Source organism: Arenibacter sp. 6A1, from assembly GCF_012272855.1.
Lineage (GTDB): Bacteria > Bacteroidota > Bacteroidia > Flavobacteriales > Flavobacteriaceae > Arenibacter.
In genome coordinates this window covers 163,015-189,127 of the sequence record NZ_JAAXCQ010000002.1, presented here as the reverse complement: position 1 = coordinate 189,127, position 26,113 = coordinate 163,015, and the positions used below count along the sequence as shown (strand labels likewise).

Below are 26,113 nucleotides of genomic sequence, written 5' to 3'. Positions count from 1 at the left end.
TCTCCAAAGTGGCAATTGTGCATTTTTATACTTAGTTCATTTTATTCCATTTCTCTTCAAAAAATTCCTTAGAAATATTATTAATTGTAAATGAATTTTTTATATCACTATAGGTTAAACGATTATCCAACCAGTATCCGTAATTATTCTTATAAGGCATCTTTAACAAAACTTTCCCATCCATAGCCAATCCGATTTCACGATTTGGAATTGATTCTTCATCATCAAATTCCAAAAGCCAAAAACGTGTCTGTCCTATAAGATTATCAAAATCAGGATTGGCTCTTGGAATAAAAAATGAAATAATTCTTGTAAGAATAGATTTTTTATTTTGCCCTCTCGATTCTTGTGGATTCTCAAAAATAATATAAATCATAACTCATCTCTTTATGTGGTAATGTCCCGGATCTTGTACCCTCCATGACTTTCCTGGTATTTTTCGACTCCTGAACCATTGGTTATAATCTCTAAACGTTTGGCTAGGTATCTCATTCAAATACTTACCCTTATTGACAGGGGAAGCCCCCCATCTTAATGATAAAGAAGTCTGGGCACCCAAACTTTGACTATAGGAAGGGCCATATCTTAGCCATTGTTTTAATGGCCCCATCGCTATTTTGGTAGAACCAACAGGAAGAAGAGTTGTCGCAACCTCAACACCATACCTTGAATTGTCCATCCCAGTTCGATCTTGTCCTGTAAGAGTTGTTATTTGGCTGTCAAACGGGTTCAACGACTGGCCAACTATTGAAATGGAATTGGCGATCGAATAAAACCCTTGCGTAAAAATATTGCTTGATTCCGCCCAGCTATCCATTCCTGTTTTTGGGTTCGCTAAAATCTCTCCCGGCCAAACTGTTCTGTTTTCTCCAAATTTTGGATTGGAAAATATACTTGATATTGGATTGTTTTTTTCAAAATGTGAAGAAACGTCATTTATCGATGCCCCAACGTATTTAAAACCGGTAGGAGTGTTTACTGAGGATGTCACTGTGCCGTCCCAAACATATTGGCCATTTTTACCAATTATCCAATCGTTCGGACTTATTCCCAAAGGCATTTCTATATTATACGCATCGGGAAGATCCGGCATTATGCTCGATGAGATTTTTTCCGAACTTTTCTGCCCGCTGGATGGTGTTGGAACCTGATTTTCAGGAGCATTTTTGGCCAAGTTCTTTTCGTACTGATTTTTCTCATGTATCGTTTTAACTACGTTGAATATGGCGTACACAGCTGCGACGGCCCCTACAGCGATCCATTCCCAAGCCTCACCACTAGGATCCACGTACATCAACGGATTGTTCAGCACGTATGAATACCGGTTAAAGCTCATCGTACTAAATGGGTCCTGCACGTAATTATCGGGCATCAAAAAACGGTGCAGCATGGAATCGTAGAGCCGCCCGTTCATGTGGATCAGGTTTACTTCCTGCAGGTGCTCGTGCCCCGTATAGCCACGGTCCAAGACGGCGAATTTCGTCAGTGCCGCATTGGTCCCGTCCGTCAATTTAACGATATTGCCCCAGGCATCAAAATGCCGCTTCTCCTTAAAAGTACCATTTTTGTCCGTTATCCCCAAGATGCTGCCCAAATAATCCCTGTGCAGGTACAGGTATTGGGCCGTAGTAGTACTGCCCTGATCCGAATGGTAGATTACCGGCGAGGAATAGGCATCCCCGCCCACATAGGTAACGAAAGTAGTCCTTCCCGTGGCCTTCTCCCATTTGATCTCCATGCTGCCGTCCTGGGAATAGTGCTTCCTAAAGGGACGGTCCTCCTTGGTGGCCTGGGTACCGCCGTAGTACATGGTGGCACGGCCCATGCCCGCATTGTACTGGAAACCGATCCGGTCCTTTCCGTTCTCATGGATCTCCACGGGGCTCTTAAAGGCATTGTAGGTGATGGTCTGGGTAGTAAAATTGTTGTAATAGCTCTCTCCGGTAGGGTTCAGGGTCAATCCCGTATTCTGGTAATTAGTGCTGTTATAGGTAAAGGTTCCTAAGTTGGAGAGGGTATTGATCCGTCCTTTATTATCGTAATCTTGGTTCTTGGCCCCGTTATTATCGTTAAAGCTGAGCAAACGATCCTGGGAATCATAGGTGAAATTTTCCGTCCAGGCAAATAGGCTGTTGGTGCGACTGTTGAGGATGCCCCGCTGCACATTAAAGTTAAAGCTGAGCTTCATCAGCTCTACTGGAGAGGTGGTTACGTTCTTTTGAGCAAGGGCCTGTGTAAGATATCCATAGGTATCATACGTATTGGTACGCTTTACGGCCACTCCCATCGTGGAGGTGGTCACCTGCCCACGAGCATTGAGACCGGTTATGTTCCAAAGTTCTTCGTTGGTGGCAAAGTCGTTCACGTTCTTTAACTGCCCGTTGGCATAGGTATTCTTTACCTTGATCTTACTGAACTTGTTATTACTTAATAATCGGCCCTCACTTTCCTCGGTCGCCACGTTCCCAAAGGCATCGTAGGTAAACCATTTGGTAAATTTGGCATGGGAGTTGGTCTCAATGGTACTGGTTACCCGCTTATAACTGTCATAGGCAATAGTGGTAGTCCCCGTATTGCCATCGGCATTGGTGGCCAGGGCAATACTCGTAGGCAACTTGCTGGTAGCATCATAGGTATAGTTGATGATCATATTGGTGCTGGCATCGCCCGTCACCTTTTTTTGGGTTAGCTTGCCAACGGTACTATAGGTGTAATCGGTAACCCCTTTTGGGGTGGTTTCCTCGGTGAGCTCTCCAAAACCATTGTATGCATAGGTATAAGTCCCAGCGGAAGGATCTATAAATTTTGTCCTTCTTCCCCAGCCATCCTGTTCTATGGTTTGGGCGATACCGGAATAGGTGCTGGACTTCATGGCCCCGTTGCCAAAATAGGTGTATGCGATGGTGCCGCCCGGATCGGTAACCTGGGTTACGTTCCCTAGGGCGTTCTTGGTAGTGGCAACGGTCTTGGTACCGTCATTCACCGTAACCGTTTGTCCGGAATAGCTGATATTCGTAACCTTTCCCGTATAGGAGGTCAACGTTTTGGGCCTGCCGTACAGGTCGTACTCGGTGGTGTTCCATTGACTTGCCGCCGTACCTATATAGGGCTCGCTCTCCTTCCACACCCGATCGAACTTATCGTACTGGTAGCTTTTGTTCACCCATTGTCCCAAGACGTCCTTTTTACTTTCCTTGACCAACCTTTGGAGCGGGTCATATACGGTAATGGTACTGCTGCCGTCATCGGCGGTAACGGTCACGGTATAGGTGTTGTAGGTTTCCACATAGGTGGTATTGACGTTCTTTCCCAGATAGTCAGTAACCTTGGTGAGCCGGTTCCAAGTATCGTATAAATATTGGGTAACGAGACCGAAGGGGTTCGTCTCCTTCTTCAAGGTGCCGGTGGTGGTATTGTATTCATAAGAGGTGGCCAGATTTTCCACATCATAGCTTTTTACCAAATACCTACCGGAAGTGTCATAATCGTACTTTAGCTGTCGTGCCGTTTCCCCGTTCGGCGTAATGGTCTTTGTCTTTATATTGCCAAAGACATCATACGTATAGGTCTCCGAGTCAAAGGCAGTGCCGTTCCCCTTTGTATTTTTTGTAGTTACCAAGTAGCCTGAATAGACATAGTTTTCCTCTGTGGAGAAGGCATTGCCACCTATGGTGGTTGTGTTCTTTTTGGTAAGGGGCCGCCCGATATAGTAGGTAGCGCCCGTACTGTTGCCATAGGTAAGGTCTGTAACACTGCTACCCTGCCCGGAATAATCCACCGTAATCTTGGTGGGGTTGTTATACGTATCGTAGAGGTAGCTGGTGGTGGTAGCGGTACCGTCCAGACCGTTCTGTACCAGGTTGGAGGTATTGCTGATCTTGAATACCTTGTTGGCGGCCAGGGAAGAGGCGTTCACATAGGTAGTCTTTGCGATATAATCCGGGGGTATGGAATTAAGAGTAAAATAATTGGCCATGGAATAACTGCTGGATACTGCTCCGCGTTTGGCGATATCGTGCTTGGTAATGTTCCAGATACGGTCCGAATCCTGGGTGCTCCAATCGCTGCGGGCAAGCCCTGTAAAACCCATGAACCCGAGACCATCGGCATGGGCTACGGCCCCTTGGTAGGCGAAATGTTGCTTGATGGTAGTGGTTCCGCTCACCGAACGTTGAAGAGTGGCTACCAACTTGGTTCCCTTGGCCACATCAATATCCACAAAAGGATATACCTGATCTGATCGGGTCTCATAAAAAGCATACGTATCGCTCGCCTGAATATGGGGATCAAGTTCGCGATAGGTTATGTTATGGGTAGTTCCTTTGTTGGATATCGAACGGAGAAGCATATCCTCCCTATTGTCCTTCCCAAAGGTAAAATTGCACAAGGTGTTATTACTGATCGTTACAAAATCAAGATTATTGTTCGATCGGTCGGCCGGAGATAGGAAAACAGGGATGGGCAGGTGATTCAAGGTCCCGGTCTTTGTGGCCGATTTAATAAAGCTGAATGCCGGGGTAACTTCGCTCACCGTAGAAAAGGTATTATAGTACATCCCAACCGTTTGGGATCCGTTGGCACCACCGTTATGGGTGGTGGTTTTGTATTCCAGGATATCGGTACGCCCATCGCCATTGATATCGGTTGGAATAAGGTCGTACGAATTGATCGGACTTGTTGCTATACTATATTGTTTATACGTAAAGGGATAAACTTGTATCTTAAGGGAAAATTGGACCCCAGTAGAAAGAAAGAGGGCAAACGTAGCGCTATTATTGGCCGTCGGCATCATAAAATCGGTCTTTCCGTCCCCATTGTAATCTCCCAGATATAAGGGATAGTCCGTTCTAATACGAGAGTCCGTAGTGGACCATAACCGCACCAAGCCGTTGGCCGAATTCAGTGTGTAGACATCTATCTTTCCTGATGTAACGTGTAATATATCCGTTTTTCCATCACCGTTGAAATCTGCGGTAAGCAAACGATGGTCCGATTGAAGGGCCGTCTCCAGGGTGCCCGCCTGATTGGTAAATCCGGTAGATATCCTACGATCTAGATTTATAAAATAAACCTTAGAATCGGGTACGTTGGTGGTTTCACATCTACAACAGTCACCACAGGATTCGCCTGGCCTTGGAAGTATAGGGTAGCATGTTTCGTAAGAGTAGGGATTGGCTATTGCTATGATATCGGTAAGCCCGTCACCATTGAAATCCCCTGATATATAGTTCAATGGTACCCTTTCCGGGTTGCGACTGGTTGTACAATCGTATTTTGGGGTATAACTGGGAGCGTTCCAAGTTTTTTCATAATACTGGGCGGCAGGTGCATAAGTGCTCTGTCCGTTTACCTTGAATCGTACCTCATTGGTACCAGTATGGGTAACCAATCCGAAACCTTGGGCCTTGGCTAATTTATTGGCCCCATCAAGATAGGCTATTGGAAACATAGTCTCAAAAATAGGGGTACTTACTTGGCTGCCAATATTGGTGTTCCCCGATTGGATTTCCTGGAAGATCCAAAATTTGGTACGTTCGCTCCTATTTTTGGGATAAACGATAAAATCCATTTTCCCATCCCCGGTATAATCCAAAGGAACCATATGCGCATTTCGCTTTTCAATATTGCTTACTGTTAAACTGGTAGTTATTGTTGAGGCACCCAGACTTGCTGGGGAATCGCTATAATTAAAGCTGATCGGATTAAAACTAAGGGAATTGTCCCCGCTCTTTTCAGTGATACTGGTCAGCCGTTCAAATCCGAGGGTATTGAAATTATGCGCCAGCAAGTAGTTGCGATAGCCTATGGCCCCTGTCTTCACATTGATCGTGGAAAGGATGGTCTTCCTTCGAAAATCCTGACCCCCGATAAAGGACTGTTCGGGACGTTTACGGGACTTATAGACAAAGGCTATCTCGTTCGGAGCGGTACCTCCCGTTCTATGTCCGTATTTTATGGAAGCTATGCTCAAGGAATTGTTCGCCGCGGTATAGGTATAATTAACCATAATGCCCTGCGGGTCCTGCCAACTGGTAATGGCATAATCTGTTCTAGATCGACTATCGGTACTATTGCCATATTTGGCCACGGAACCATCTGGATAGGTGACCGTAAAGGAAAGAGGCCCGTATGACGACCCATAAGTTGAAACCCCATTTGAAACTATTTTCACATTGGAGAAGTTCTCGGTCTCATAGATCGCCCCGCTGGCCCCATAGGTACCCGACTTCAATACCAATCGCTGCCCGTCCAATGCAAAACGGTCCGCACTGTCAAAATCGACCGGATCGATGTTATTGTCGTGGAATTTGGTGGAGGGGATCCGTGTGATCACTGAAATGCCCGAAACGTTCCAGCCATAGCCGGCCATACCATTACCGCCCTGACTGTTATACGAAAGTGCGATTGTAGGTACTATCCCGTTGATTCCCGGCGGCACCTTGATGGGGACGGAATAGGTGGCTCCTCCAGTAAGGGAAACGGAAAGGTCCCCAGTAGTTTCCGAGATTTCGGAACCTCCGGCTCCAGAGCCCATTGCTTCCATGTTCGCATCCATATCCAATTCCATTGAAGGGGGCGATTTATCTTCGGTGCGTTCGATAACCGTAATAGGGGTCGCTTCCAAAGGGATTTCGGTGTAATCGGTCTGGGCGTATACTCCAAAAGAACCTATGGAGAATACGGAGAAGATCAAAATCTTTTTCATCTGTTAATACTTATAGTTTTTCAAAGGTCAGATGTAATGTCCTCGTTATAATATCGGTTGGTTGGCAACAAATTGATAATGGACATTTCATACTTATTGGTTGGGTTATTATTAGGGAGATATTGGCCTTCGGTTCAGCTTTTGACTATTCTAATGGTCCGGCGCTCTCCGTTCTCGAAGAGTACCTTGAGCAGGTAAAGACCAGGGGGATTATTTTTAAAATAAACGGGCTGCTCCCCTCGCACGGTATGGATAGGTATGGTGGACAGATGCCTGCCATCTATCGTAAACAGCTGTAACTCCCTGGGCTTTAAGCGTTCATTAGGAAACCATTCCACGAACAGGGTCTCCGTTACAGGATTGGGATACGCGGTCATTTCAAAATCCAAAATATCAGTCAATCCCAATTCATCAATTGAATCCACAAATAGGGAATCTAAATTTTGAGGCATAACGGCCTTTAAGCACGTTAGACATACCCTGTCCCTAAGGATTTGGTTCCCCGCCGTGTCATATGTGAATTTAAGCTTTTGTTGTGCAAACACATTAAGTGTTACTGCTATACATACTAACGTAAGTAGAAATGTTTTCATACGAAGAGTTTACCTACCAAACATATGTGAAAATTTGATTGATTATTTAGTTTTTCTTATTAATTAAGTTAAAAGTGTGTTAAATTTAAAATAGCGATTCCTTTTTAGGGATCAAGCTCAAAAGTTGTGTGTGAATTGAAATAGGAGTTCGATATTTGCAGTAAAACGAACAGCATTGGAATTATCTATCGACCTATTAAAGCTTATACTGCCGGAACTTTTAATAACCCACTTTAAACTAGTTTCCCATAAAACTGAAGATGGTACGCTTCATTTATATTTTGAAGAAAAAGAGGATACCCCTAAAGAAGAAAAACACCGCATTTTAATAGGCCATGGATTTCATAAGGAGATCGTCGTCCAGGATTTCCCATTACGGGGAAAGTCGGTCTTTCTCCACATTAAGCGCCGCCGTTGGCTGGACAAGGCCACGGGGCAAGCCGTGCAAAGAGATTGGGAGTTGGTGGCCCAGGGAACTCGTATGACCGTAGAGTTCGCTGCTTTTTTAAAAGTACTTGGTCAGTACTAAAGCAAATGACTGTCATACCATCGGCCAATTCTATGGGGTAAACGGTAAAAAACTACAGCGACAGTTTAGGGATTATCTAAGCGATTTTAGGCAGTGGAAGGAGAAATCCCATGCCAAGCAATGGCTTATATTCCCCGAAAACATAGGGCCTTATCTGTCCATTGACGAAACAGCACTCTCCAAAGGAGAACTCTACACCATAATCACCAATAAAAAAGCCAAGGGCAAGAAAGGGTCCATAGTGGCCATATTCTCCGGTACCAAGGTAGGGCCGATTATAGAGCAGCTGTTAAAGATATCGGCCAAGAAAAGGGCCATGGTCAAAGAAATCACTCTGGATATGGCCAACTCCATGAAGACCATCGCCAAGACCTGCTTCCCAAAGGCGATACAGGTAACGGACAGGTTCCATGTGCAAAAACTGGCACTGGAGGCCCTTCAGGACATCCGGATCAAACACCGATGGGAGGCCATAGACCAAGAGAACCAACAGATTAAAGAGGCCAGGACAAAGAACGGGACATTCGTCCCAAAAGAGTTTAGCAATGGGGACACCAGAAAACAACTCTTAGCCAGAAGTAGGTACCTACTTTACAAATCACCAAACAATTGGACGCAGAACCAATCCGAAAGAAGTAAAATATTGTTCGCCCAATATCCCGACATAAAGATAGCCTTCGACCTAGTACAGGGGCTCAGGAACATATTCAATACGGCAGCTTCTATACAATCTGCATATACAAAGCTGGCACATTGGTACAAAGATGTACAGAACACAGGCTTTAGGGCCTTCAATACCATAGCCAATACGATATCGCTCAATTATAGGTCGATCCTAAACTATTTTATAAATAGAAGTACGAATGCTTCTGCGGAATCCTTCAACGCAAAAATTAAAGCGTTCAGGGCACAGTTCAGAGGGGTAAAAAATGTAGAATTCTTCCTTTACAGATTAACCACAATTTTTGCATAAACACAATAATTGGCCATGATCCCTTTTTAGACTCTTAGATATTTTTGCTTAAAAACAAAATCCCACAACTTTTTGACTTGATCCATACAAAGTCCCCTCTTGGGGAATATTATATTTGCCATATTTCAAGTTGATGCTCTATTAAAAGTAAAGGTTCTAATTTGTTGTACCTATGTTGTACCTGGGAATAAAAAAAGGCCTTAACATTTCCGTTAAAGCCTTTCGTACTCGAGGTGGGAATCGAACCCACACTCCAAAGGAACTGGATTTTGAATCCAGCGCGTCTACCAGTTCCGCCACTCGAGCAACTAACTTGTCGTTGAGACTGCAAAAGTAAACATTATTTTCAATTATCAAATAAAAAAAATAAAAAGATTTATAGTTTAGCAACCCAAATAAATTTATAAATTTGCACCTCCTAAGAAGAAGGGATACTCAATAAACTAGAAAACAATACATTAACAATGTCATACCAAGTACCGGAACCTAAGATTTTTACATGTACACAAAGTGCAGGGTTAGCTGAGAGAATTGCAGAATCCTTTGGAACTAGGTTAGGTAAAATAAACTTCTCGCGCTATAGCGATGGAGAGTTTCAGCCGTCCTTTGAAGAATCTATACGTGGAATGCGTGTATTCCTTATAGGATCTACCAATCCAAGTTCTGAAAATCTAATGGAAATGTTGTTGATGTTAGATGCCGCCAAAAGAGCATCGGCCAGACACATTACGGCCGTTTTGCCATATTTTGGTTGGGCTAGACAGGATAGAAAAGATAAGCCAAGAGTACCGATTGCCGCTAAGTTGGTCGCTAAAATGTTAGAGGCAGCGGGAGCAACACGTATTATTACGATGGACCTACATGCCGATCAGATCCAAGGATTTTTTGAAAAGCCAGTAGACCATTTATTCGCCTCTACTTTGTTTTTACCGTATTTAGAAAGCCTTAATCTTCCTAATTTGACGATTGCTTCGCCAGATATGGGAGGCTCTAAAAGAGCATATGCCTATTCTAAGGCCCTAAATTGCGATGTAGTGGTATGTTATAAGCAAAGAGCTGTTGCCAACACCATTTCGCATATGGAGCTAATTGGTCAGGTAGAAGGCAAAAATGTTGTTTTGGTAGACGATATGGTCGATACGGCCGGAACCTTAACCAAGGCTGCAGACCTAATGATGGAAAGAGGAGCCCTAAGTGTTAGAGCAATATCTACCCATCCGCTACTCTCAGGGGAGGCCTATGAAAGAATAGAAAACTCTCAACTGACAGAGCTTATCGTTACCGATTCTATTCCGCTTAAAAGAGAAAGCAAGAAAATTAGGGTCATCAGTTGTGCAGAATTGTTTGCCGATGTGATGCAAAGAGTACACAACAACACCTCTATTAGTTCTAAGTTTCTAATGTAAGGGGTATAAATAAGTTTATTAATTAATATTTAATATATAATGAAGTCAATTACAATTAAAGGATCAGAAAGAGAAAGCGTGGGCAAAAAAGCAACAAAAGCCTTGCGTAATGCTGGAAAGGTTCCTTGCGTTATTTACGGAGGGGAAAAGCCATTACACTTTACAGCAGAAGAAAAAGCCTTCAAAGATTTAGTGTACACTCCTAACGCACATACTGTTGTGGTTGAGTTGGAGAATGGAACTAAATTGGATGCAGTTATGCAGGACATTCAGTTTCATCCTGTGACTGATGCGATTCTACACGTAGATTTCTATCAGTTGTTCCCAGACAAAGAAGTGACTATGGATATTCCTGTTAAACTTTTAGGAAGTTCTCCAGGGGTTAGAAATGGTGGTAGATTGTTATTTAGAAAAAGAAAACTTAGCATTAAGGCTTTGCCTGCTAACTTGCCTGATTTCTTTAACGTAGATATCTCTAAATTGAAAATCGGTGGTAATATTTCTGTAGCATCTTTGTTGAAAGATGAGTTTACTATCCTTCACCCAGAAAATACTGTAGTAGTACAGGTTAAAGCTTCTCGTAACATGGTTGTTGCAGATGAGGATGAAGAAGAGACTGAAGAAGCTGCTGCTGAATAGTCTTTTATGAAATTACTGTAAAAGCATCTGCCTAGGCAGATGCTTTTCTATTTAAATTAATTCCAAAATAGTAGTATGTTCCAGTTTTTGAATTCGCTTTTTAAAAAGGAGGTTGCTACATTGGATGAACCAAATATCATGAAGAAATTTTTAATTGTAGGTTTGGGCAATATAGGGCCCGAATATGCCGAAACTAGGCATAATATTGGATTTAAAATTTTGGATGCCTTGGCAAAAGAAGAAGACTTTGCTTTTGAAACAGTGAAGTTGGGCGATGTAGGTAGCTTTAAGGTAAAAGGTAGAAGTATACTTTGTCTTAAACCGTCGACCTATATGAATAGGAGCGGAAAAGCTATTAAATATTGGATGGACAAGGAAAATATTCCCTTGGAAAACCTTTTGGTGATTACAGACGATATTAATCTTGAGTTTGGTACTCTACGCCTAAAAACCAAAGGTAGTGATGGGGGACATAACGGCCTTAAAGATATTCAGGCATTGTTACAAACTACCAATTACAATAGGCTTAGGTTTGGTGTCGGTGCCGATTTTGGAAAAGGCAGGCAGATAGAATATGTACTAGGCGAATGGGGCGATGAAGAAAAGGCGGCTTTTCCAGACCGTTTTAATCGCTGTACTGAATTGGTCCGTTCCTTTGTTTTGGCAGGGGTTAACCGTACCATGAACCATTTTAACGGTACCTAAAGCTTAGCGTACCTTAAATTCTGAAATACTATTGGTGGCCGTATTTCCTTCTTGGTCCCTACTTACTATTTGCCAATAGTAAACGGTATCCGCGGCTACATTAACCTTTATTTGTGGACTGTTGGCGTTTAGTTTTGCTGCTAAGGTTTGAGGCGGATTTACCGTTGAAAAATAAACATCATACCCCTCAAGGTCGTTGTCAATATCGGCGCCTTCCCAAGCTAATAAAACCTGATTATTGATATCCTTAAGAACTGTAGCTCCCGATTTAGGGGCGGTTATGGTCACAGGAAATGGCGCATGGGAAGTATCGGTACCAGCATTATAAAAAAACCAGGTTTCACTAATGGCGGTGGTTGGAACCACAGTGTTTTTAGAAATCACTTGCCAAGAGTAGGGAGCTCCTTTTTCTAGAGGTAAATCTTTGGTGGTGCCGGTAACTACAACTGTTTCGGTAGTGTTAAGGTTTAAATGCGTTACCCGTAAGGTATAAGATTCCGTATTGTTCGAGGCTTGCCATCTAAAGGTAACCAAAGAAGAATTGCTTCCAACTATAGGAATGCCCGTAGTGCATTCCGAATTTTTTTCAGGAAAAACCAACATAGCGATATCTGGTGGCTTTGGGGCATCGTTACCACCACAACTGATAAAAAACCAAGTCAATATGAGGAGAAATCCTTGTTTCATTTCATTATTTTTTTATCACTTTAAAAGTTCCCCTTATGCCGGCGTCCTCTACTTTTAGGAAGTAAAGGCCAGAAGGCAATCCGGTAAAATCTATTTTAAACTCATTGTCTATAGCAGTATACATTTTATCACGTATCAATTGGCCTTGAGCGGTAAATATGCCTATTTGTAGGTTGTTGGGGGTATTGGGAACCGCAAGGCTTACTTCGTTTTCAAAAGGATTTGGGTGTATAATGGGTTGGCCCCATAAAAATAACTGGTCCTCATAAATTCCCTGACAAGGCAAATTGGTGGAAACTTTAAGTACATTGATACCTTTTTTTAGATCGAGTGTAACAATTGGGCTTCTAGTAAGGGTGGTTTCCCCATTTAATTCAACCTTATATTCTGTTGCTCCTTCCATATTTAATGTCAGTAGTTTTCCGTCCAAGGAGAGATTGGAGCTGACACTTAATGGTGCTGGTTCCTTAATGTTGGCCGTAAAACAATAGGCTTCATAGGTTTTTGCCCCATCGGTTGCTGTGATACATAAATCGTAGTTGCCCGAAGATAAATTTTGAATCAGGTAACTGTTGGTGAAATTAACCGTAGCGTTAATGCCGTTACCAATAATGGTCATTTCGTAATCGAGGCTTTGGTTTGCCGTAATATTAATGCTGCCGTCGTTATTGTTACGGCATGCTTCACTGGTAATCGCTACTTCAAAATTATCGGATGGAAAAATATATAAGGGGCACCCTGTTAGGTCTACCGTAGTATTTGGCGGGGTGCCTAAACATAAGTCATCACCATCATCAAAAACACCGTCGTTATCGTTATCTGGTCTAAATTCTCCTGCAGCACAGATATCCAAATAAAAGGCATTGATCGTTCCTCCGTCCGATGAAGACATGTCTTTTACCTCCAAGGTCCAATCTCCCTGTGTCGATTCCCCGTTAAATGCGGCCAGGGATCCTAAGGGTTTTATAATACCCGATAAAGCCGGACGGCTTCCACAAATAAAGGGAGCTGCATCATCATCAAAAGTTGCGAATACATCTCTATTGTCTCCGCAAGAATTAGAAATAAGAACTACCCTAGTTCCTATGGGAGAGATAAGGGTTATTTCGACATCCGAAATATAAGAATGTGTTATATCCATACTTACGTTTAGGTCTGCAACAGGCAAATCGTTTAATACAGAAATGGTCGATGTAACCGTTGGGGTGCCTATGGTAGAAATAGTTTTGGGTAAATCTCTTGCGGGCAAATAAGCACAATTTATGACTTGGGTAGTAAAACTATAGGCAGGGCCAAAAGTGCCTTCCCCACAAAGATTAGAAGGTTTTACACGCCAAAAATAAACGTTGTTCTGTACTAAGTTTGTAGGCCTATAGGAAGTAAAGTTAAGAGTAGCTGTCTCTATAATATCTGTAAAGGCATTGTCATTGGCAATTTCAATGTCAAAAGAGGTAAAGGAAGGGTTAGCTTCCCATTCCAAAACAGGTTTTATATTAGTGTCCGTATTGCCATTTTCTGGCAGCAATAGTTGCACGTCCGTAAACGCAGGGTCTAAGATTCTTACAGTAAGGGGTACTTCCTTAGTAGTACTAGCTGTGGTGGCTACTACCGTGATAGGGTACATGCCAGGGGCTACCAAATTGGTGTCGGAAAAAGTAACGGTAACGGCCGTATTGTTCTCGGTGGCCGTGGGCTGCGAAAAGAGTATGTTAAGTCCGCCAGGTGCACCGGTGGTAGAAAAAGTAGCCTCCTCGTTAAAACCGTTAAAGGTGTTGTAGTTAAAAGGAACTACAAGATCGTCCCCTTGGCAGACTTCATAGTCCAGGGTGTTAATTTCTAATACAATATCCGAAGGGACTATCGTAAAATCCGAAGCATTCACTGCTAAAAAAATATTGTCCTGCGCCTTTACCATAATCCTTGCCGTACTGCTAGGAATGGCGGGAATAAGTATCTGGTGCTGACCATCGTTGGGAACGCCTTCAGCCAAGGGGATAGAAAAGGGAAGGTTGGGATCTGTAGAAAGGAAAATATCAACCTTTTGCGCATTTATTGGGGTTTGGTTGGTATTGGCTACTTCCCAAACTACCTCTTGTACCGATCCTGCGGAATATAGCTCTTGGGTGGCTTGCGAGCTTACCCTAAAGGGCCCGGCTTCATTAATAACCCGTACCTGTACCAGGTCGGAAGCCACTTGTCCGCCACCAACGGCATTGTCTCTAACGGTCAAGGCAAAATCCAGGTCGCGCGCCACAGAGGAAACGGTTTCCCAAGTAGAATTTACGTTTGGATTTGTTTGGGTGAGATTTCCGGAAAGGATGCTAGAAACCATCGGGAAATACCGAGTTGCATTTACCGTAGGTTTCAGCGATCTAAAATTGGCGCCACTGAGGTTGGTTGGTCCAAAGGAGTTGGAGGTAACAATGCCGTTGTTTACCTGTTCCCAATTATAGGTTAGAATATCACTGGTGTCTTCATCCGTAGCAGTAGCGGTCAAGGCAAAGGCAGTCGATTTTGGGATGACGAAGTTTCCTGTAGGAACTATGGTTGGCGGACGGTTGGCAATAGGGTCAGTCACCCCACAACTTATCGTTTTTAGGTATTCCTGAATTTGATCGATGCTATTGTAATGAAAGTAATTATCCCCGTTGGTAGCCACGTTGTTGACCCCGGCGACCCCGGCATAGCCCATAATGGTAGAGCCGCTGCCCGGTTCTGTTTGCACCAAAGTGCCTTCAGATTCAAAGGACCAACTGTGGTTGGCCCCAAATTGGTGTCCCAATTCATGGGAGACATACTCCAGATCAAAAATATCTCCTTCGGGTTCCATCGCGGCAGAATAGGCACTTCCCTTTCTATTATCGATACAAACCGACCCGATAAATCCGGCGTTACCGCCATTTTCGTTTTTATGAAACAAATGGCCAACGTCATAATTTTGCGCTCCAATAACATTGGTCAGGGTATTTTGTACTTCGGTATTTAAATTGGTCCCATAAGGGTCCGTGTTCTCGTTTGTATAGATCACTTGATCGGTATTGGCTACCAGTTCTAAGCTAATCCCAAGATCGGTTTCGAAAATTTCGTTCACTCTGGTAAGGGTAGCGTTGATAGCTCCTAGGGCGCTTGCAACGGTTCCTCCATGATAGCTTACATATTCCCCGGTAGCCGAAATAGCAAGCCTAAATTTTCTTATCACCTGGTCGTCTACTAATTTATAAGTGCTTGGTCCCTTGTAGGTATCGATAGCCGTGCTGGTAGTACAAATAAAATCGATATCCGTAGAAAAGGAGTCATCTCTGGTGTACACCATGTATTCTTCCTGTTCATTAGAAGTTTTCTGCATATAGGTAGTTCTTTTCCCATCGGCATGTATGATCATGCTTTGTATGCCATTTGGGGAAACGCTAAACCTTATCCGATCGTTTTTTTGGTGTAGCCCCCGACCGCTATAAGATTTTATTTCAGGGTATTTTAAGGCCAATGCTGGGGAAAGGACCGGGGTTTCCCTGACCCTAAACGGTACTAGGATGCCTTCCTCATTAGGGAAGTTAACAACTGTATGACTGCTTTTAGCATTGGAGGAAGGGCTTAGTGCCTGGGCGAAAAGTTCCTTGTTCAAGGAATACAAAGCGGCACTTTGAGCCCTTAGATGGGCTGTCTTCTGAGCCGTTGTGGCGCTTTTAGAGATGTCCTTTTGCCAGTAATTGGTCTGAGCCGATCCGTAATAGCTAAGAAAAAATATGGATATTGCGAAAACAAGACGTAATTTTACAACCATCAAAAGGGGTATTTTACATACTCAAAGATATGGTTTTTTATTATTCAAGTTTGTGATAACAGTTCAAAGTATTTCCAATTTCGACAAAGCGTACCCCACAGCTATTACTATTGGGACTTTCGATGGTGTTCATATTGGCCACCGAAAAATATTGGAACGTCTTATAAAAAGCGCTAAGGTATTAGGGCTAAAATCTACCGTTCTTACATTTTTTCCCCATCCTAGGATGGTACTGCAACAAGATATGTCTATTCAATTGCTCAATACTATAGAAGAAAAGGTGAGTATTATGAATACTTTGGGCTTAGATTACCTGATCATTCATCCGTTTACCAAAGAGTTTTCTAGATTGTCGGCTACAGAATTTGTAAGGGATATTTTGGTCAATAATCTAAAGACCAAAAAAATCATTATTGGGTACGACCATAGGTTTGGGAGAAATAGGAATGCCGATATCAACGATTTAATAGCCTTTGGGAATATCTTGGATTTTGAGGTAGAGGAAATTTCCGCCCTAGAAATCGATGATGTTTCGGTGAGTTCTACCAAAATTAGAAAAGCCTTGGATATTGGCGATATAAAAACGGCCAATGCGTATTTGGGCTATAACTATATGCTTACCGGGACAATAGTAAAAGGCAAAGGGCTAGGACGAAAAATAGATTTTCCTACCGCCAATCTGTTTATTAAAGAAACCTATAAGCTAATCCCTAAAAACGGGGTGTATGTCGTTAAAAGTCAGATCGATGGACAATTGGTCTATGGGATGATGAATATTGGGATGAATCCGACCGTTTCGGGAGAAAAACGAAGCATTGAAATAAATTTCTTCGATTTTCAACAAGATCTATATGGGAAAACCCTTCAGATCGATATTATTGACCGTATCCGCGATGAACATAAATTTAGTTCTGTGGAAGCTTTAAAAACACAACTTATAAAAGACAAGCAAACGTCCCTCGCTATAATCTCGGAATAAATGCTCGACCGGTTTCTTTTTAGGAAAATCGATAACGCGCCCCTCATTGTCTTTAGGGTATTATTTGGAATTTTAATAAGTTTAGAATGTTATGGGGCCATCCTAACCGGATGGGTGAAACGCAATCTTGTAACGCCACAATTTACCTTTTCTTTTATAGGATTCGAATGGCTGCAGCCTCTTCCGGGCTGGGGAATGTACGCATACTTCTTGGTCATGGGGACCTTGGGGGTTTTTATAGCCTTGGGATATAAATACCGCTATAGTATCATAGCTTTTACCCTCATGTGGTTTTCGGTGTACCTGATGCAGAAAACCGCCTATAACAATCATTATTATTTATTGGTGCTTATTTCGGGAATGATTTGCTTTTTTCCTGCACAAAGGGCTTTGTCCATAGATGCAAAAACACAGCCAGAAGTTAGAAGCAATCATATGTATGCTTTGGTGAAATGGGCCATAGTCTTACAATTATTTATCGTTTATACCTATGCGGCCCTTGCCAAATTGTATGGAGACTGGCTCGATTTTAGCTTTATAGAGCTTCTTTTTAAAGGCAAAAAGGATTATCCCTTGGTAGGGGGGCTTTTACAAGAACCGTTTCTTCATAAAATTGTGGGTATTGCTGGGATTGTTTTCGATCTGTTTATTGTACCGGCACTGTTATGGAAACCTAGCCGAAAACTAGCTTTTATTGCAGCCATAGGCTTTCATCTATTTAATTCTATCATTTTTCAAATCGGGATTTTTCCTTATTTGGCGTTGGCCTTTACCGTCTTTTTTTTCGAAGCCCAAACCATTCGGAAGTTATTTTTACCAAAGCAGCTGCCTAGTGTTATTAAAGGTTACATAGAAGTACCTTCTTATAAAAACGCCGTTTATGGGCTTTTGATCGGATATTTTTTAATACAATTTCTCCTGCCTGTAAGGCATTATTTTATAAAAGATAATGTACTATGGACCGAAGAAGGGCATCGGATGAGCTGGCGGATGATGCTGAGAAGCAGGCATGGCAATATTAGTTATAAAGTGATCAATCATACCACTGGAAATACGGAGTTGGTAGATCTGGACCGCTATCTGACCAAAAGTCAGAAAAACAGAATAGGGGCCTATCCCGATTTTATCTGGCAATTTGCGCAGCGGCTAAAGAATGAATATGCTAAAAAGGAGCAAGAGATATCGGTATACGTGTATGCAAAGGTTAGTATTAACGGAAAGCCCTATCAGACGATTATTGCCCCAGATACCGATTTGACCAAGGTATCGTGGAACCATTTTAGACACAATGAGTGGATATTGCCATCGGTACAAAACGGCCCGTCTGGGCATTTAATTGAAAGTGCTGAACCTTAAAACCTATTGGTTCTCTGGCATAACTGCAGGGGCATGCCCCAGGGATCGCGTAGCATTACCAAATGGCTGCCATCTTCTTTTTTGACTTCTTTTACAAAGCTAGCCCCATGGGTGGTCAGTCGGTTTTTATCCTCCTCGGCATTTTCGGAGACAAAGGCAACATGAAAGGTGAGGGGATGGTAGTCGCTAAAATTGGTGATAGGCTCATCTGGTCGAAAGTATAATTCTAACATTACCCGACCTGTGGAATCGGCTAAAAAAGTCATAAAAGGAGGCTTTTTTTGAGTGCTGATAATTGTTAGCCCAAGGTTGGTAGTGTACCAATGAATGACCTGATCTATATGATGGACGTTTAAAGCGAAATGTTCAAATACCATAAGATTTTTTCATTTTAATTACATCTACTTTAAATATAGGACTTAAATCGGAAGATTACATTAAATTTGCCCTTCAAAATAAGAATACATGTTACAGCTGCAAGTAATAAGAGATCATAAAGAGCAAATAATAACGGCTTTAAAAAAGCGAAATATCGATGCTCTTCCACTTTTGGAGAACATTTTAGACTTGGATGAAAACCGTCGTTCCCTACAAGCCAAGTTAGACAATACTTTAGCCGAATCTAACAAACTATCCAAGGAGATAGGAATGTTGTTTAAGAGCGGAAAGGCCCAAGAAGCCAATGTTTTAAAAGAAAAGACTGGCGTCTTAAAGGAGGAGTCCAAAACACTGAACGAGGCCCTGAGCAGTAAGGCAGAAGAGCTTCAGGCCTTGTTGTATCAAATTCCAAACATCCCACATGAGTCGGTTCCTGCAGGAAGCTCGGAAGAAGACAATGAAGAGATATTTAAAGAAGGGGAGGTCCCTGCCTTAGTAGAAAACGCCCTTCCCCATTGGGAACTTGCCAAAAAATACGATATCATCGATTTTGAATTGGGGGTGAAAATCGCCGGTGCAGGATTCCCGGTCTACAAAGGAAAAGGAGCCAGGTTGCAACGTGCCTTGATTTCTTATTTCCTAGATAAAAATACCGAAGCTGGCTATACCGAAATGCAAGTGCCGCATTTGGTAAACGAGGCTTCTGGCTATGGTACCGGACAATTACCGGACAAGGAAGGACAAATGTACCATGTAGGCGCAGATGACCTGTATTTGATCCCTACTGCAGAGGTTCCGGTAACCAATATTTTTAGGGACGAAATTTTAAATGAAAAAGATTTCCCTATTCGCTATACTGCCTATACCCCTTGTTTTAGGAGAGAAGCAGGTAGTTATGGCGCCCATGTTCGCGGATTAAACCGCTTGCATCAATTTGATAAGGTCGAAATTGTGAGGGTAGAACATCCGGAGAAATCGTACCAGGCCCTGGACGGGATGGTAGAACACATAAAAAATATCCTTAGGGAATTAAAACTGCCGTATAGGATATTGAGACTTTGCGGGGGCGATTTAGGTTTTACATCGGCCCTTACCTTCGATTTTGAGGTCTTTTCTACAGCACAGGACCGTTGGTTAGAAATAAGTTCGGTTTCTAATTTTGAAACTTACCAAGCCAACCGATTGAAATTAAGGTACAAGGACGAAAATGGGAAAAGCCAATTGGCGCATACCCTTAACGGAAGCTCCTTGGCATTGCCAAGAGTATTGGCCGCAATTTTGGAAAATTACCAGACAGAAGATGGTATCGAGATTCCAGAAGTGTTGAGACCGTATACAGGTTTCGATAGCATAAGCTAAAAAAAACATTCGGATTAATCATATATCGGCCTTTTTACTTTTATAAAAGTAAAAAGGCCGATTTTTGTTTTTAGGATGGCAACGGCCGATAAGGAGCCTTGAGAAGAAGTGTACAGTCTTTTACCTACTCCTAAGACCTTTGTGAAAAAGAGAAAAGTAGCCAGGTTTTAGAATCCCATTTCCTAGAATTTTAAATAGGATCGCTATATCCGCGTGGAACTATAACACCTAAAGATTTTTCTAATACAGAAATATAGATTTGATTGTTTTTTACCTTGTGAAACTCGCCGTCTATCTGGGAGTCAAAAGTATTTCCTGTTTCCTTGTTGATTTTAAGGTTTTTGGTCTGGTAAGATTTAATGTCTTTAAGCCAATGTGGCTTGCGAATGAGCATAAGCATCCCAAACAGCAACATCATGGGTTTACTGATTTCAGGTACAATTAAAACATCTAACATTCCATCGTGTAGGGAGGCCTTTGGGGTAAGGCTAATATTAGAGCCCATTTCGTTAGAATTGGAAATAAAAATCATAAATGGATTCTTTAGGTAGTCCGAGTCGTTGATCCTTACGTCTATATTTCTTCCCTTTCTAAACTCCCTAAAAGATTTTATCGAGGCCCTTAAGTATCCCTTGATCGTCCTTAATTCGGAGGCTTCATAGTTTTTAATAATATCGGCATCGAACCCAAAACCGGTATTGCTAAAAAAATATTGTTCGTTTATTTGCCCCACATCAATGGTTACAACCTCATGCTCCTTTATAACTGCTATGGCTTTGTCTGTAGTTAAAGGAATTTTTAGGTTTGAAGCCAAGCCGTTTCCCGATCCAAATGGAATTATACCCAGCCGAATAGAGGTACCCACCAGGCAAGAGGCTACTTCATTAATCGTTCCGTCGCCCCCGCAAGCCACAATAATAGTGGCTCCTTCCTCAATAGAATCTTGGGTCAGTTCCAGGGCTTGCTTTTTGTAATTAGAATACTTCAGGGTAATGGTATACTCTTCTTTTCTAAAATATGGGGTAAGTGCTTCTAGGTCCAAGCGATTGTTGCCAACACCAGCTTTTGGGTTTATTATAAAATGAATATGCTTCAACATTGATATTGCTGGGCGTTAAGCCTATTAAAAGTAGATAAGAGATTTTTGGTTGGGGCAAGGTCGATGGTCGCTTTTAAAAGGTCTCCCCCATATTGGTTGGCCCTCTTCTCTTCCGAAATTGGTAGGCTTGTAAAAAGCAACATTAATAAAGGCAAGCCTACTACATAGGAGCGCAGTACAAAAATAGAAACGAACGCTTTAAAAAAAGCAATGCTGCAAAGGGCAATTCTTGTCCGCATAGTCCAACCAATTATAATAAATCAAGGTTTAAAGATAATCTTTTATTGATTTGACTTCTTTAAAGAGGAACAACTATTAAAAAATATTTCTTTAGTGTGGCCTTGGCGCCCGCTTTTGCACATTCTGCGTATCTTTGAAAAAAAATCAACTTGAGGATATTTCTATTTATAATCGCCCTTTGTTGCGCCCAAACCCTGGTTTCCCAAGAAGATTTCTTGGCGAAACAATATTTTAATGAGGGCGACTTTGAAAAGGCCGTGGTTTTTTATGAGAAATTGGTCCTTAAAAACCCAAGGCGAACAGATTATACGGATAATCTAGTGGCCTGTTATCAGCAATTAGAGGAATATTCCAAAGCAGAATCCTTGCTATTAAAAAACATCAACTCGGAGAGAACGGTGCCTACGATGTTTATAGAGCTTGGGTATAATTATACCCTTCAAGGGCAAGCGGTAAAGGCGACTCAATATTATAAAACGGCCTTAGATGTCATCGATAAAAATCCAAATTACGGTTTCGGTATCGGTCAACGCTTTCAAAAATATGCCCTCTTGGATTATGCCCTAGAAGCATACGCCAGGGCAATGGCCTTAAATGAAAAGATAGATTACAATTTTCAAATGGCACGGATCTATGGGGAGCAGGGGAATATAGAAAAGATGTACGAATCGTATCTTACCCTTATTAGTGAAGGGCGAACTTCTCCCTCGAACGTTCTTCGGAATATTAGCGATTTTATTAACTCGGATCCGGAAAATCCCAACAACCTAAAATTAAAAAGAATACTGCTCCAACGTGCGCAAAAAAGTCCAGATATCGTATGGAATCAGTTGTTAAGTTGGCTTTTTATCCAGCAAAAACAATATAAGAGTGCCTTGGTACAAGAAAAGGCCATTTATAAACGGGACGAGGCTATTTCGCTGCAGCGATTGCAAAGCTTGGGCGATTTGGCCTTGGAAGAAAACGATACCGCCGTTGCGGAAGAGGTTTTTAAGTATGTTACCGAGAATGCCTGGGATGCCCAAGAGGTGTTAAACGCCCAGTTGAAACGAATAGAAATAACGCTTTTGACGGCAGATGATAAAGACTTGCCAGAAGTGAAAAAGCGTTTCGAGAATCTTTTGGAGACCTATGGAAACCAAAGGGAATCACTGTCATTGCAATTGGCATATGCCAAGTTTTTGACCTTTAAAACAGATTCTCCGGCACCGGCGATCGGCCTGCTGACCCAAAGTTTGGAGCTGCCCTTAAACAAATATGAAAAATCGTATGTTAAAAATACCCTTGGCGATATACTGGTCTACGATCAAAAGTTTAATCAGGCGCTCATTTATTTTTCTCAGATTCAAAAAGACCTTAAAAACGATGTCTTAGGACAGGAAGCACGTTTTAAAGTGGCCCAGACGAGTTTTTATAAAGGCGATTTTGATTGGGCCCTTACCCAGCTAAAAGTTCTTAGAGCCTCTACATCGCAGCTCATAGCGAACGATGCCATGCAGTTGAGCCTGCTGATATCCGATAATTCTTTTGAGGATTCGACACAGGTCGCCTTGAAAAAATATGCCCGCGCCGATTTTTTAGCCTATCAGAACAAAACGGTAGAAGCTATCGATAAACTTCAAGAAATCCTTACCCAGCACAAAGGAGAAAAAATAGAAGACGAGGCGCTGTTGCGGCAAGGACAACTTTTAATTACTTTAAAGGAATATGAAAAGGCCGAATTCAATTTTCAAAAAATAGTGGCCTTTTATGCCAACGGAATATTGGCCGACGAGGCTAATTTTGAACTGGCAGAATTGTATCGAAAACACCTAAATGAACCCGACAAAGCAAAAGCGCATTACGAGAAAATAATCTATAATTATCAGGATAGTTACTATTTTCCGCAAGCCCGTAAAAATTATAGGATGCTAAGGGGCGATGCGCTGAACTGATCCAGAGACACTAGCAATTACGTACCGTATTAGAAGCAACATAAATAAAACGATCATATAAAAACAAAGGCTCCAACCATATGGGGCATAAAAAGAAAATAAGCTATGTATATCTATAATGTAACGACCAATATTGAAGAAGCTATCCATGAAGACTGGTTGTCTTGGATGAAAAAAAGCCATATTCCAGAAATGTTGGCAACAGGGAAATTTTCTAAGGCCTTAATGACCCGGGTATTGATAGAAGAAGATATGGGCGGGGTTACCTATTCCGTTCAGTATACCACCGATTCTAAGGAAACCCTTCAGAGGTATATTGATGAAGATGCCGATCTACTCAGAAGAAAATGTGAGGAGTTGTTTGCAGGCAAGTTCGTGTCCTTTAGAACAGAACTAGAGATAATCAGCCAACAATAACCACAAGATCTTTTAAAGCTATGAGCAAAAAACAAAAAAAAGAATACCAGCCAAAGCAGGGTAAATTCAAAAAATCATGGCGGGAAGAAAGTCCGGTCAAGGCAAAAAAGCACTTGGGACAGCATTTCTTAAAAGACGAAACCATTGCACAACAGATTGGCGAGGCCCTACAGCTCCAAGGCTATAGGAATGTTATAGAAATAGGTCCTGGAACAGGGGTGCTTACTAAATATTTATTGCAAAAAGATATCGATTTGGTAGCCATGGATCTCGACCAAGAGTCCATAGAATATCTCAACCAGAGCTTTCCTTTAGAACACAATGAACTGATGCATCGCAAAGGAACGTTTAAGGTGCTAGAGGCCGATTTTTTAAAGTACGATCTAAAGGAGCTCTTTGGCGAAGAGCAGTTTGCTATTTCGGGAAATTTCCCCTACAATATTTCTACCCAGATCGTTTTTAAAATGCTCGAGTACAAAGAACAGATCCCAGAATTCTCGGGTATGTTCCAGAAAGAGGTAGCACAACGTATCTGTGAAAAGGAAGGCAGTAAGTCCTATGGCATTCTGTCCGTATTGGTACAGGCATTTTACGATGCCGAATATTTATTTACCGTTGGCCCCGAAGTTTTTAACCCCCCGCCAAAAGTAGAGTCTGGGGTGTTGCGATTAACAAGAAAAGCCGATCAGAATATTGGATGTGACGAAAAATTGTTTAAAACAGTAGTAAAAGCTGCCTTTAATCAGCGTAGAAAAACCCTGCGGAACAGCTTAAAAACCATGAACCTTTCCGATATTCTTAAAGAAGATGTTATCTTTGGCCAACGTCCGGAACAATTGAGTGTTTCAGATTTCATCGCGCTGACACAGAAGATAGAGAATGATACCGTTTAAACTTACAGACGAACTTCTAGTAAAAATAGAAGAGCTTATAGAAAACAAAAGGGAAACCGAATTGGCGGCTCTTTTGGCAGAGGTGCATTATGCCGATGTCGCCGAGATCATCAATGAACTCGACGAGGAATACGCTACCTATCTGTTAAAGCTCCTCGATAGTGAAAAAACATCGGAAACCCTTACGGAATTAGATGAAGACGTAAGAGAAGCTATTCTTAGTAATTTCTCTGCCAAGGAAATTGCGGGGGAATTAGACGAGTTAGATACCGATGATGCCGCGGATATTATTGGAGGGCTTCCCAAAGGGATTGTTCAGGAAGTAATTTCTGAAATCGAAGATAGGGAACACGCCAAGGATATTGTAGACCTATTGCGCTATGACGAAAACTCTGCAGGTGGACTAATGGCGAAGGAGCTGGTGAAGGTAAACGAAAATTGGAACGTGCTTACCTGTGTCAAGGAAATGAGGGCACAGGCAGAAAACGTTACCCGTGTACATTCTATTTATGTGGTAGATGACGAGGATAAACTCAAGGGACGCCTTTCTTTAAAGGATTTGCTGACCACCTCTACCAAAACCAATATCAAAGACGTCTATATTCCAAAGGTCGATTATGTAAATGTAAACGAAAAACCAGAGGAAGTGGCCAAAATAATGTCCAAGTACGATTTGGAGGCCATCCCGGTGATCGATGAAATAGGGCGATTGGTAGGGCGTATTACGATTGATGATATTGTAGACGTAATTAAGGAAGAAGCCGAAAAAGATTACCAATTGGCGGCGGGTATCTCCCAAGATGTAGAGGCCGATGATAGTATTTGGCAACTTACAAAGGCGCGCTTGCCTTGGCTTTTTATAGGGATGATGGGCGGTATAGGCGCCGCAAGTATAATTAATGTGTACGAAGGGGCCTTCGTAAAATTCCCCATCCTATTGGCTTTCATTCCCCTTATGCAGGCTACGGCCGGTAACGTGGGGGTGCAATCCTCGGCCATTGTGGTGCAGGGACTTGCCAATGATACTATAAAAGGAGAAATCTGGGGCCGCTTGGGGAAAGAGCTTTTGTTGGGACTGGTGAACGGTTTGGCCTTGGCATTTGTGTTTTTATTTATCAGCCATTTTGGGTTCAATACCTCCTATATGGTGTCTCTGACCGTGGGCATCGCCTTGGTGACCGTTATTGTAAACGCCGCGATTATAGGGACTTTTATCCCTATTTTTTTACAGAAAAGAGGAATCGATCCGGCCATCGCAACGGGACCTTTTATTACCACTAGCAATGACGTTTTAGGTATTTTGATCTATTTCTCCATCGCTAAGGTTATCTTGAATTTCTAGGGCACTACACCTCCTTTGTCGGTGTCGGGCTTTCCGCGTTACACGGTAACTTGCTGCAATCCCTAGTGCAAAAAAAAATAACATCTTTTTATCGCTA

General features: G+C 42.2%; 20 protein-coding genes and 1 tRNA gene. 12 read left to right on the top strand and 9 right to left on the bottom strand.

Going from position 1 to position 26,113, the window contains the following annotated elements:
* Positions 1-31: 31 nt before the first annotated feature.
* From HCG49_RS02275 to HCG49_RS02265, 3 genes are all read right to left on the bottom strand, one after another.
* The gene (locus HCG49_RS02275; protein ID WP_168467943.1) at positions 32-376 is read right to left on the bottom strand and encodes a hypothetical protein; all 345 of its coding nucleotides are present in this window, start codon (positions 374-376) and stop codon (positions 32-34) included.
* A gap of 3 nt (positions 377-379) precedes the next feature.
* A complete protein-coding gene (locus HCG49_RS02270; RefSeq protein ID WP_168467942.1) occupies positions 380-6,706 on the bottom strand; it encodes an FG-GAP-like repeat-containing protein in 6,327 nt (2,108 codons plus the stop codon).
* A 134-nt stretch (positions 6,707-6,840) separates the two neighbouring features.
* Complete coding sequence (locus HCG49_RS02265) at positions 6,841-7,158, bottom strand: T9SS type A sorting domain-containing protein (protein WP_168467941.1); 318 nt, start codon at positions 7,156-7,158, stop codon at positions 6,841-6,843.
* Between the two features lie 316 nt (positions 7,159-7,474).
* Here HCG49_RS02265 and HCG49_RS02260 point away from each other — a divergent pair, with 316 nt between their 5' ends.
* Together HCG49_RS02260 and HCG49_RS02255 are read left to right on the top strand one after the other, a co-directional pair.
* Positions 7,475-7,828 (top strand): transposase, encoded by a 354-nt coding sequence (locus tag HCG49_RS02260; RefSeq protein ID WP_168467940.1) that lies wholly within the window; start codon positions 7,475-7,477, stop codon positions 7,826-7,828.
* Complete coding sequence (locus HCG49_RS02255) at positions 7,815-8,801, top strand: transposase (RefSeq protein ID WP_168467939.1); 987 nt, start codon at positions 7,815-7,817, stop codon at positions 8,799-8,801. The genes HCG49_RS02260 and HCG49_RS02255 overlap by 14 nt, the downstream gene beginning before the upstream one ends.
* 225 nt (positions 8,802-9,026) lie before the next feature.
* On the opposite strand, the gene HCG49_RS02250 is transcribed toward HCG49_RS02255, so the two are convergent.
* A tRNA-Leu gene (locus HCG49_RS02250) sits at positions 9,027-9,107 on the bottom strand.
* Positions 9,108-9,265: 158 nt separating this feature from the next.
* Between HCG49_RS02250 and HCG49_RS02245 the strand changes: the two genes are divergently transcribed.
* From HCG49_RS02245 to pth, 3 genes are all read left to right on the top strand, one after another.
* A complete protein-coding gene (locus HCG49_RS02245; RefSeq protein ID WP_168467938.1) occupies positions 9,266-10,207 on the top strand; it encodes a ribose-phosphate pyrophosphokinase in 942 nt (313 codons plus the stop codon).
* A 39-nt stretch (positions 10,208-10,246) separates the two neighbouring features.
* Positions 10,247-10,846, top strand: a complete 600-nt coding sequence (locus HCG49_RS02240; RefSeq protein ID WP_168467937.1) for a 50S ribosomal protein L25/general stress protein Ctc — start codon at positions 10,247-10,249, stop codon at positions 10,844-10,846.
* Positions 10,847-10,921: 75 nt separating this feature from the next.
* Positions 10,922-11,551 carry an aminoacyl-tRNA hydrolase gene (gene pth, locus HCG49_RS02235; RefSeq protein WP_168467936.1) on the top strand — a complete coding sequence of 210 codons (630 nt, stop codon included), beginning with the start codon at positions 10,922-10,924 and terminating at the stop codon, positions 11,549-11,551.
* A gap of 3 nt (positions 11,552-11,554) precedes the next feature.
* Here pth and HCG49_RS02230 read toward each other — a convergent pair whose 3' ends face one another.
* Positions 11,555-12,238 (bottom strand): hypothetical protein, encoded by a 684-nt coding sequence (locus HCG49_RS02230; protein WP_168467935.1) that lies wholly within the window; start codon positions 12,236-12,238, stop codon positions 11,555-11,557.
* A 4-nt stretch (positions 12,239-12,242) separates the two neighbouring features.
* The gene (locus HCG49_RS02225; protein ID WP_168467934.1) at positions 12,243-16,019 is read right to left on the bottom strand and encodes a reprolysin-like metallopeptidase; all 3,777 of its coding nucleotides are present in this window, start codon (positions 16,017-16,019) and stop codon (positions 12,243-12,245) included.
* A 52-nt stretch (positions 16,020-16,071) separates the two neighbouring features.
* Here HCG49_RS02225 and HCG49_RS02220 point away from each other — a divergent pair, with 52 nt between their 5' ends.
* Both HCG49_RS02220 and HCG49_RS02215 read left to right on the top strand, forming a co-directional pair.
* On the top strand, positions 16,072-16,998 hold the full coding sequence (locus HCG49_RS02220; protein ID WP_168467933.1) for a bifunctional riboflavin kinase/FAD synthetase: 927 nt from the start codon (positions 16,072-16,074) through the stop codon (positions 16,996-16,998).
* Positions 16,999-18,354 carry an HTTM domain-containing protein gene (locus tag HCG49_RS02215; protein ID WP_168467932.1) on the top strand — a complete coding sequence of 452 codons (1,356 nt, stop codon included), beginning with the start codon at positions 16,999-17,001 and terminating at the stop codon, positions 18,352-18,354.
* Here HCG49_RS02215 and HCG49_RS02210 read toward each other — a convergent pair.
* Positions 18,351-18,731, bottom strand: a complete 381-nt coding sequence (locus tag HCG49_RS02210) for a VOC family protein (RefSeq protein WP_168467931.1) — start codon at positions 18,729-18,731, stop codon at positions 18,351-18,353. The two genes, HCG49_RS02215 and HCG49_RS02210, sit on opposite strands and share 4 nt — an antisense overlap.
* Positions 18,732-18,819: 88 nt before the next feature.
* Between HCG49_RS02210 and serS the strand changes: the two genes are divergently transcribed.
* The gene (serS, locus tag HCG49_RS02205; RefSeq protein ID WP_168467930.1) at positions 18,820-20,091 is read left to right on the top strand and encodes a serine--tRNA ligase; all 1,272 of its coding nucleotides are present in this window, start codon (positions 18,820-18,822) and stop codon (positions 20,089-20,091) included.
* Positions 20,092-20,281: 190 nt separating this feature from the next.
* Here the strand turns inward: serS and HCG49_RS02200 are convergent, their stop codons facing one another.
* Positions 20,282-21,190 carry a diacylglycerol/lipid kinase family protein gene (locus HCG49_RS02200; protein ID WP_240938612.1) on the bottom strand — a complete coding sequence of 303 codons (909 nt, stop codon included), beginning with the start codon at positions 21,188-21,190 and terminating at the stop codon, positions 20,282-20,284.
* Positions 21,184-21,429, bottom strand: coding sequence for a hypothetical protein (locus HCG49_RS02195; RefSeq protein WP_168467929.1), 246 nt, complete (start codon positions 21,427-21,429; stop codon positions 21,184-21,186). Before HCG49_RS02195 ends, HCG49_RS02200 begins: the two co-directional genes overlap by 7 nt.
* Positions 21,430-21,579: 150 nt before the next feature.
* Here HCG49_RS02195 and HCG49_RS02190 point away from each other — a divergent pair, with 150 nt between their 5' ends.
* From HCG49_RS02190 to mgtE, 4 genes are all read left to right on the top strand, one after another.
* Complete coding sequence (locus HCG49_RS02190) at positions 21,580-23,364, top strand: tetratricopeptide repeat protein (protein WP_168467928.1); 1,785 nt, start codon at positions 21,580-21,582, stop codon at positions 23,362-23,364.
* A 105-nt stretch (positions 23,365-23,469) separates the two neighbouring features.
* The gene (locus HCG49_RS02185) at positions 23,470-23,781 is read left to right on the top strand and encodes a DUF4286 family protein (RefSeq protein WP_168467927.1); all 312 of its coding nucleotides are present in this window, start codon (positions 23,470-23,472) and stop codon (positions 23,779-23,781) included.
* A gap of 20 nt (positions 23,782-23,801) precedes the next feature.
* Positions 23,802-24,674: a 16S rRNA (adenine(1518)-N(6)/adenine(1519)-N(6))-dimethyltransferase RsmA gene (gene rsmA, locus HCG49_RS02180; protein ID WP_168467926.1), complete on the top strand. Its 873-nt coding sequence runs from the start codon at positions 23,802-23,804 to the stop codon at positions 24,672-24,674.
* Positions 24,661-26,016 (top strand): magnesium transporter, encoded by a 1,356-nt coding sequence (gene mgtE, locus HCG49_RS02175; RefSeq protein WP_168467925.1) that lies wholly within the window; start codon positions 24,661-24,663, stop codon positions 26,014-26,016. The genes rsmA and mgtE overlap by 14 nt, the downstream gene beginning before the upstream one ends.
* Positions 26,017-26,113: the final 97 nt, after the last annotated feature.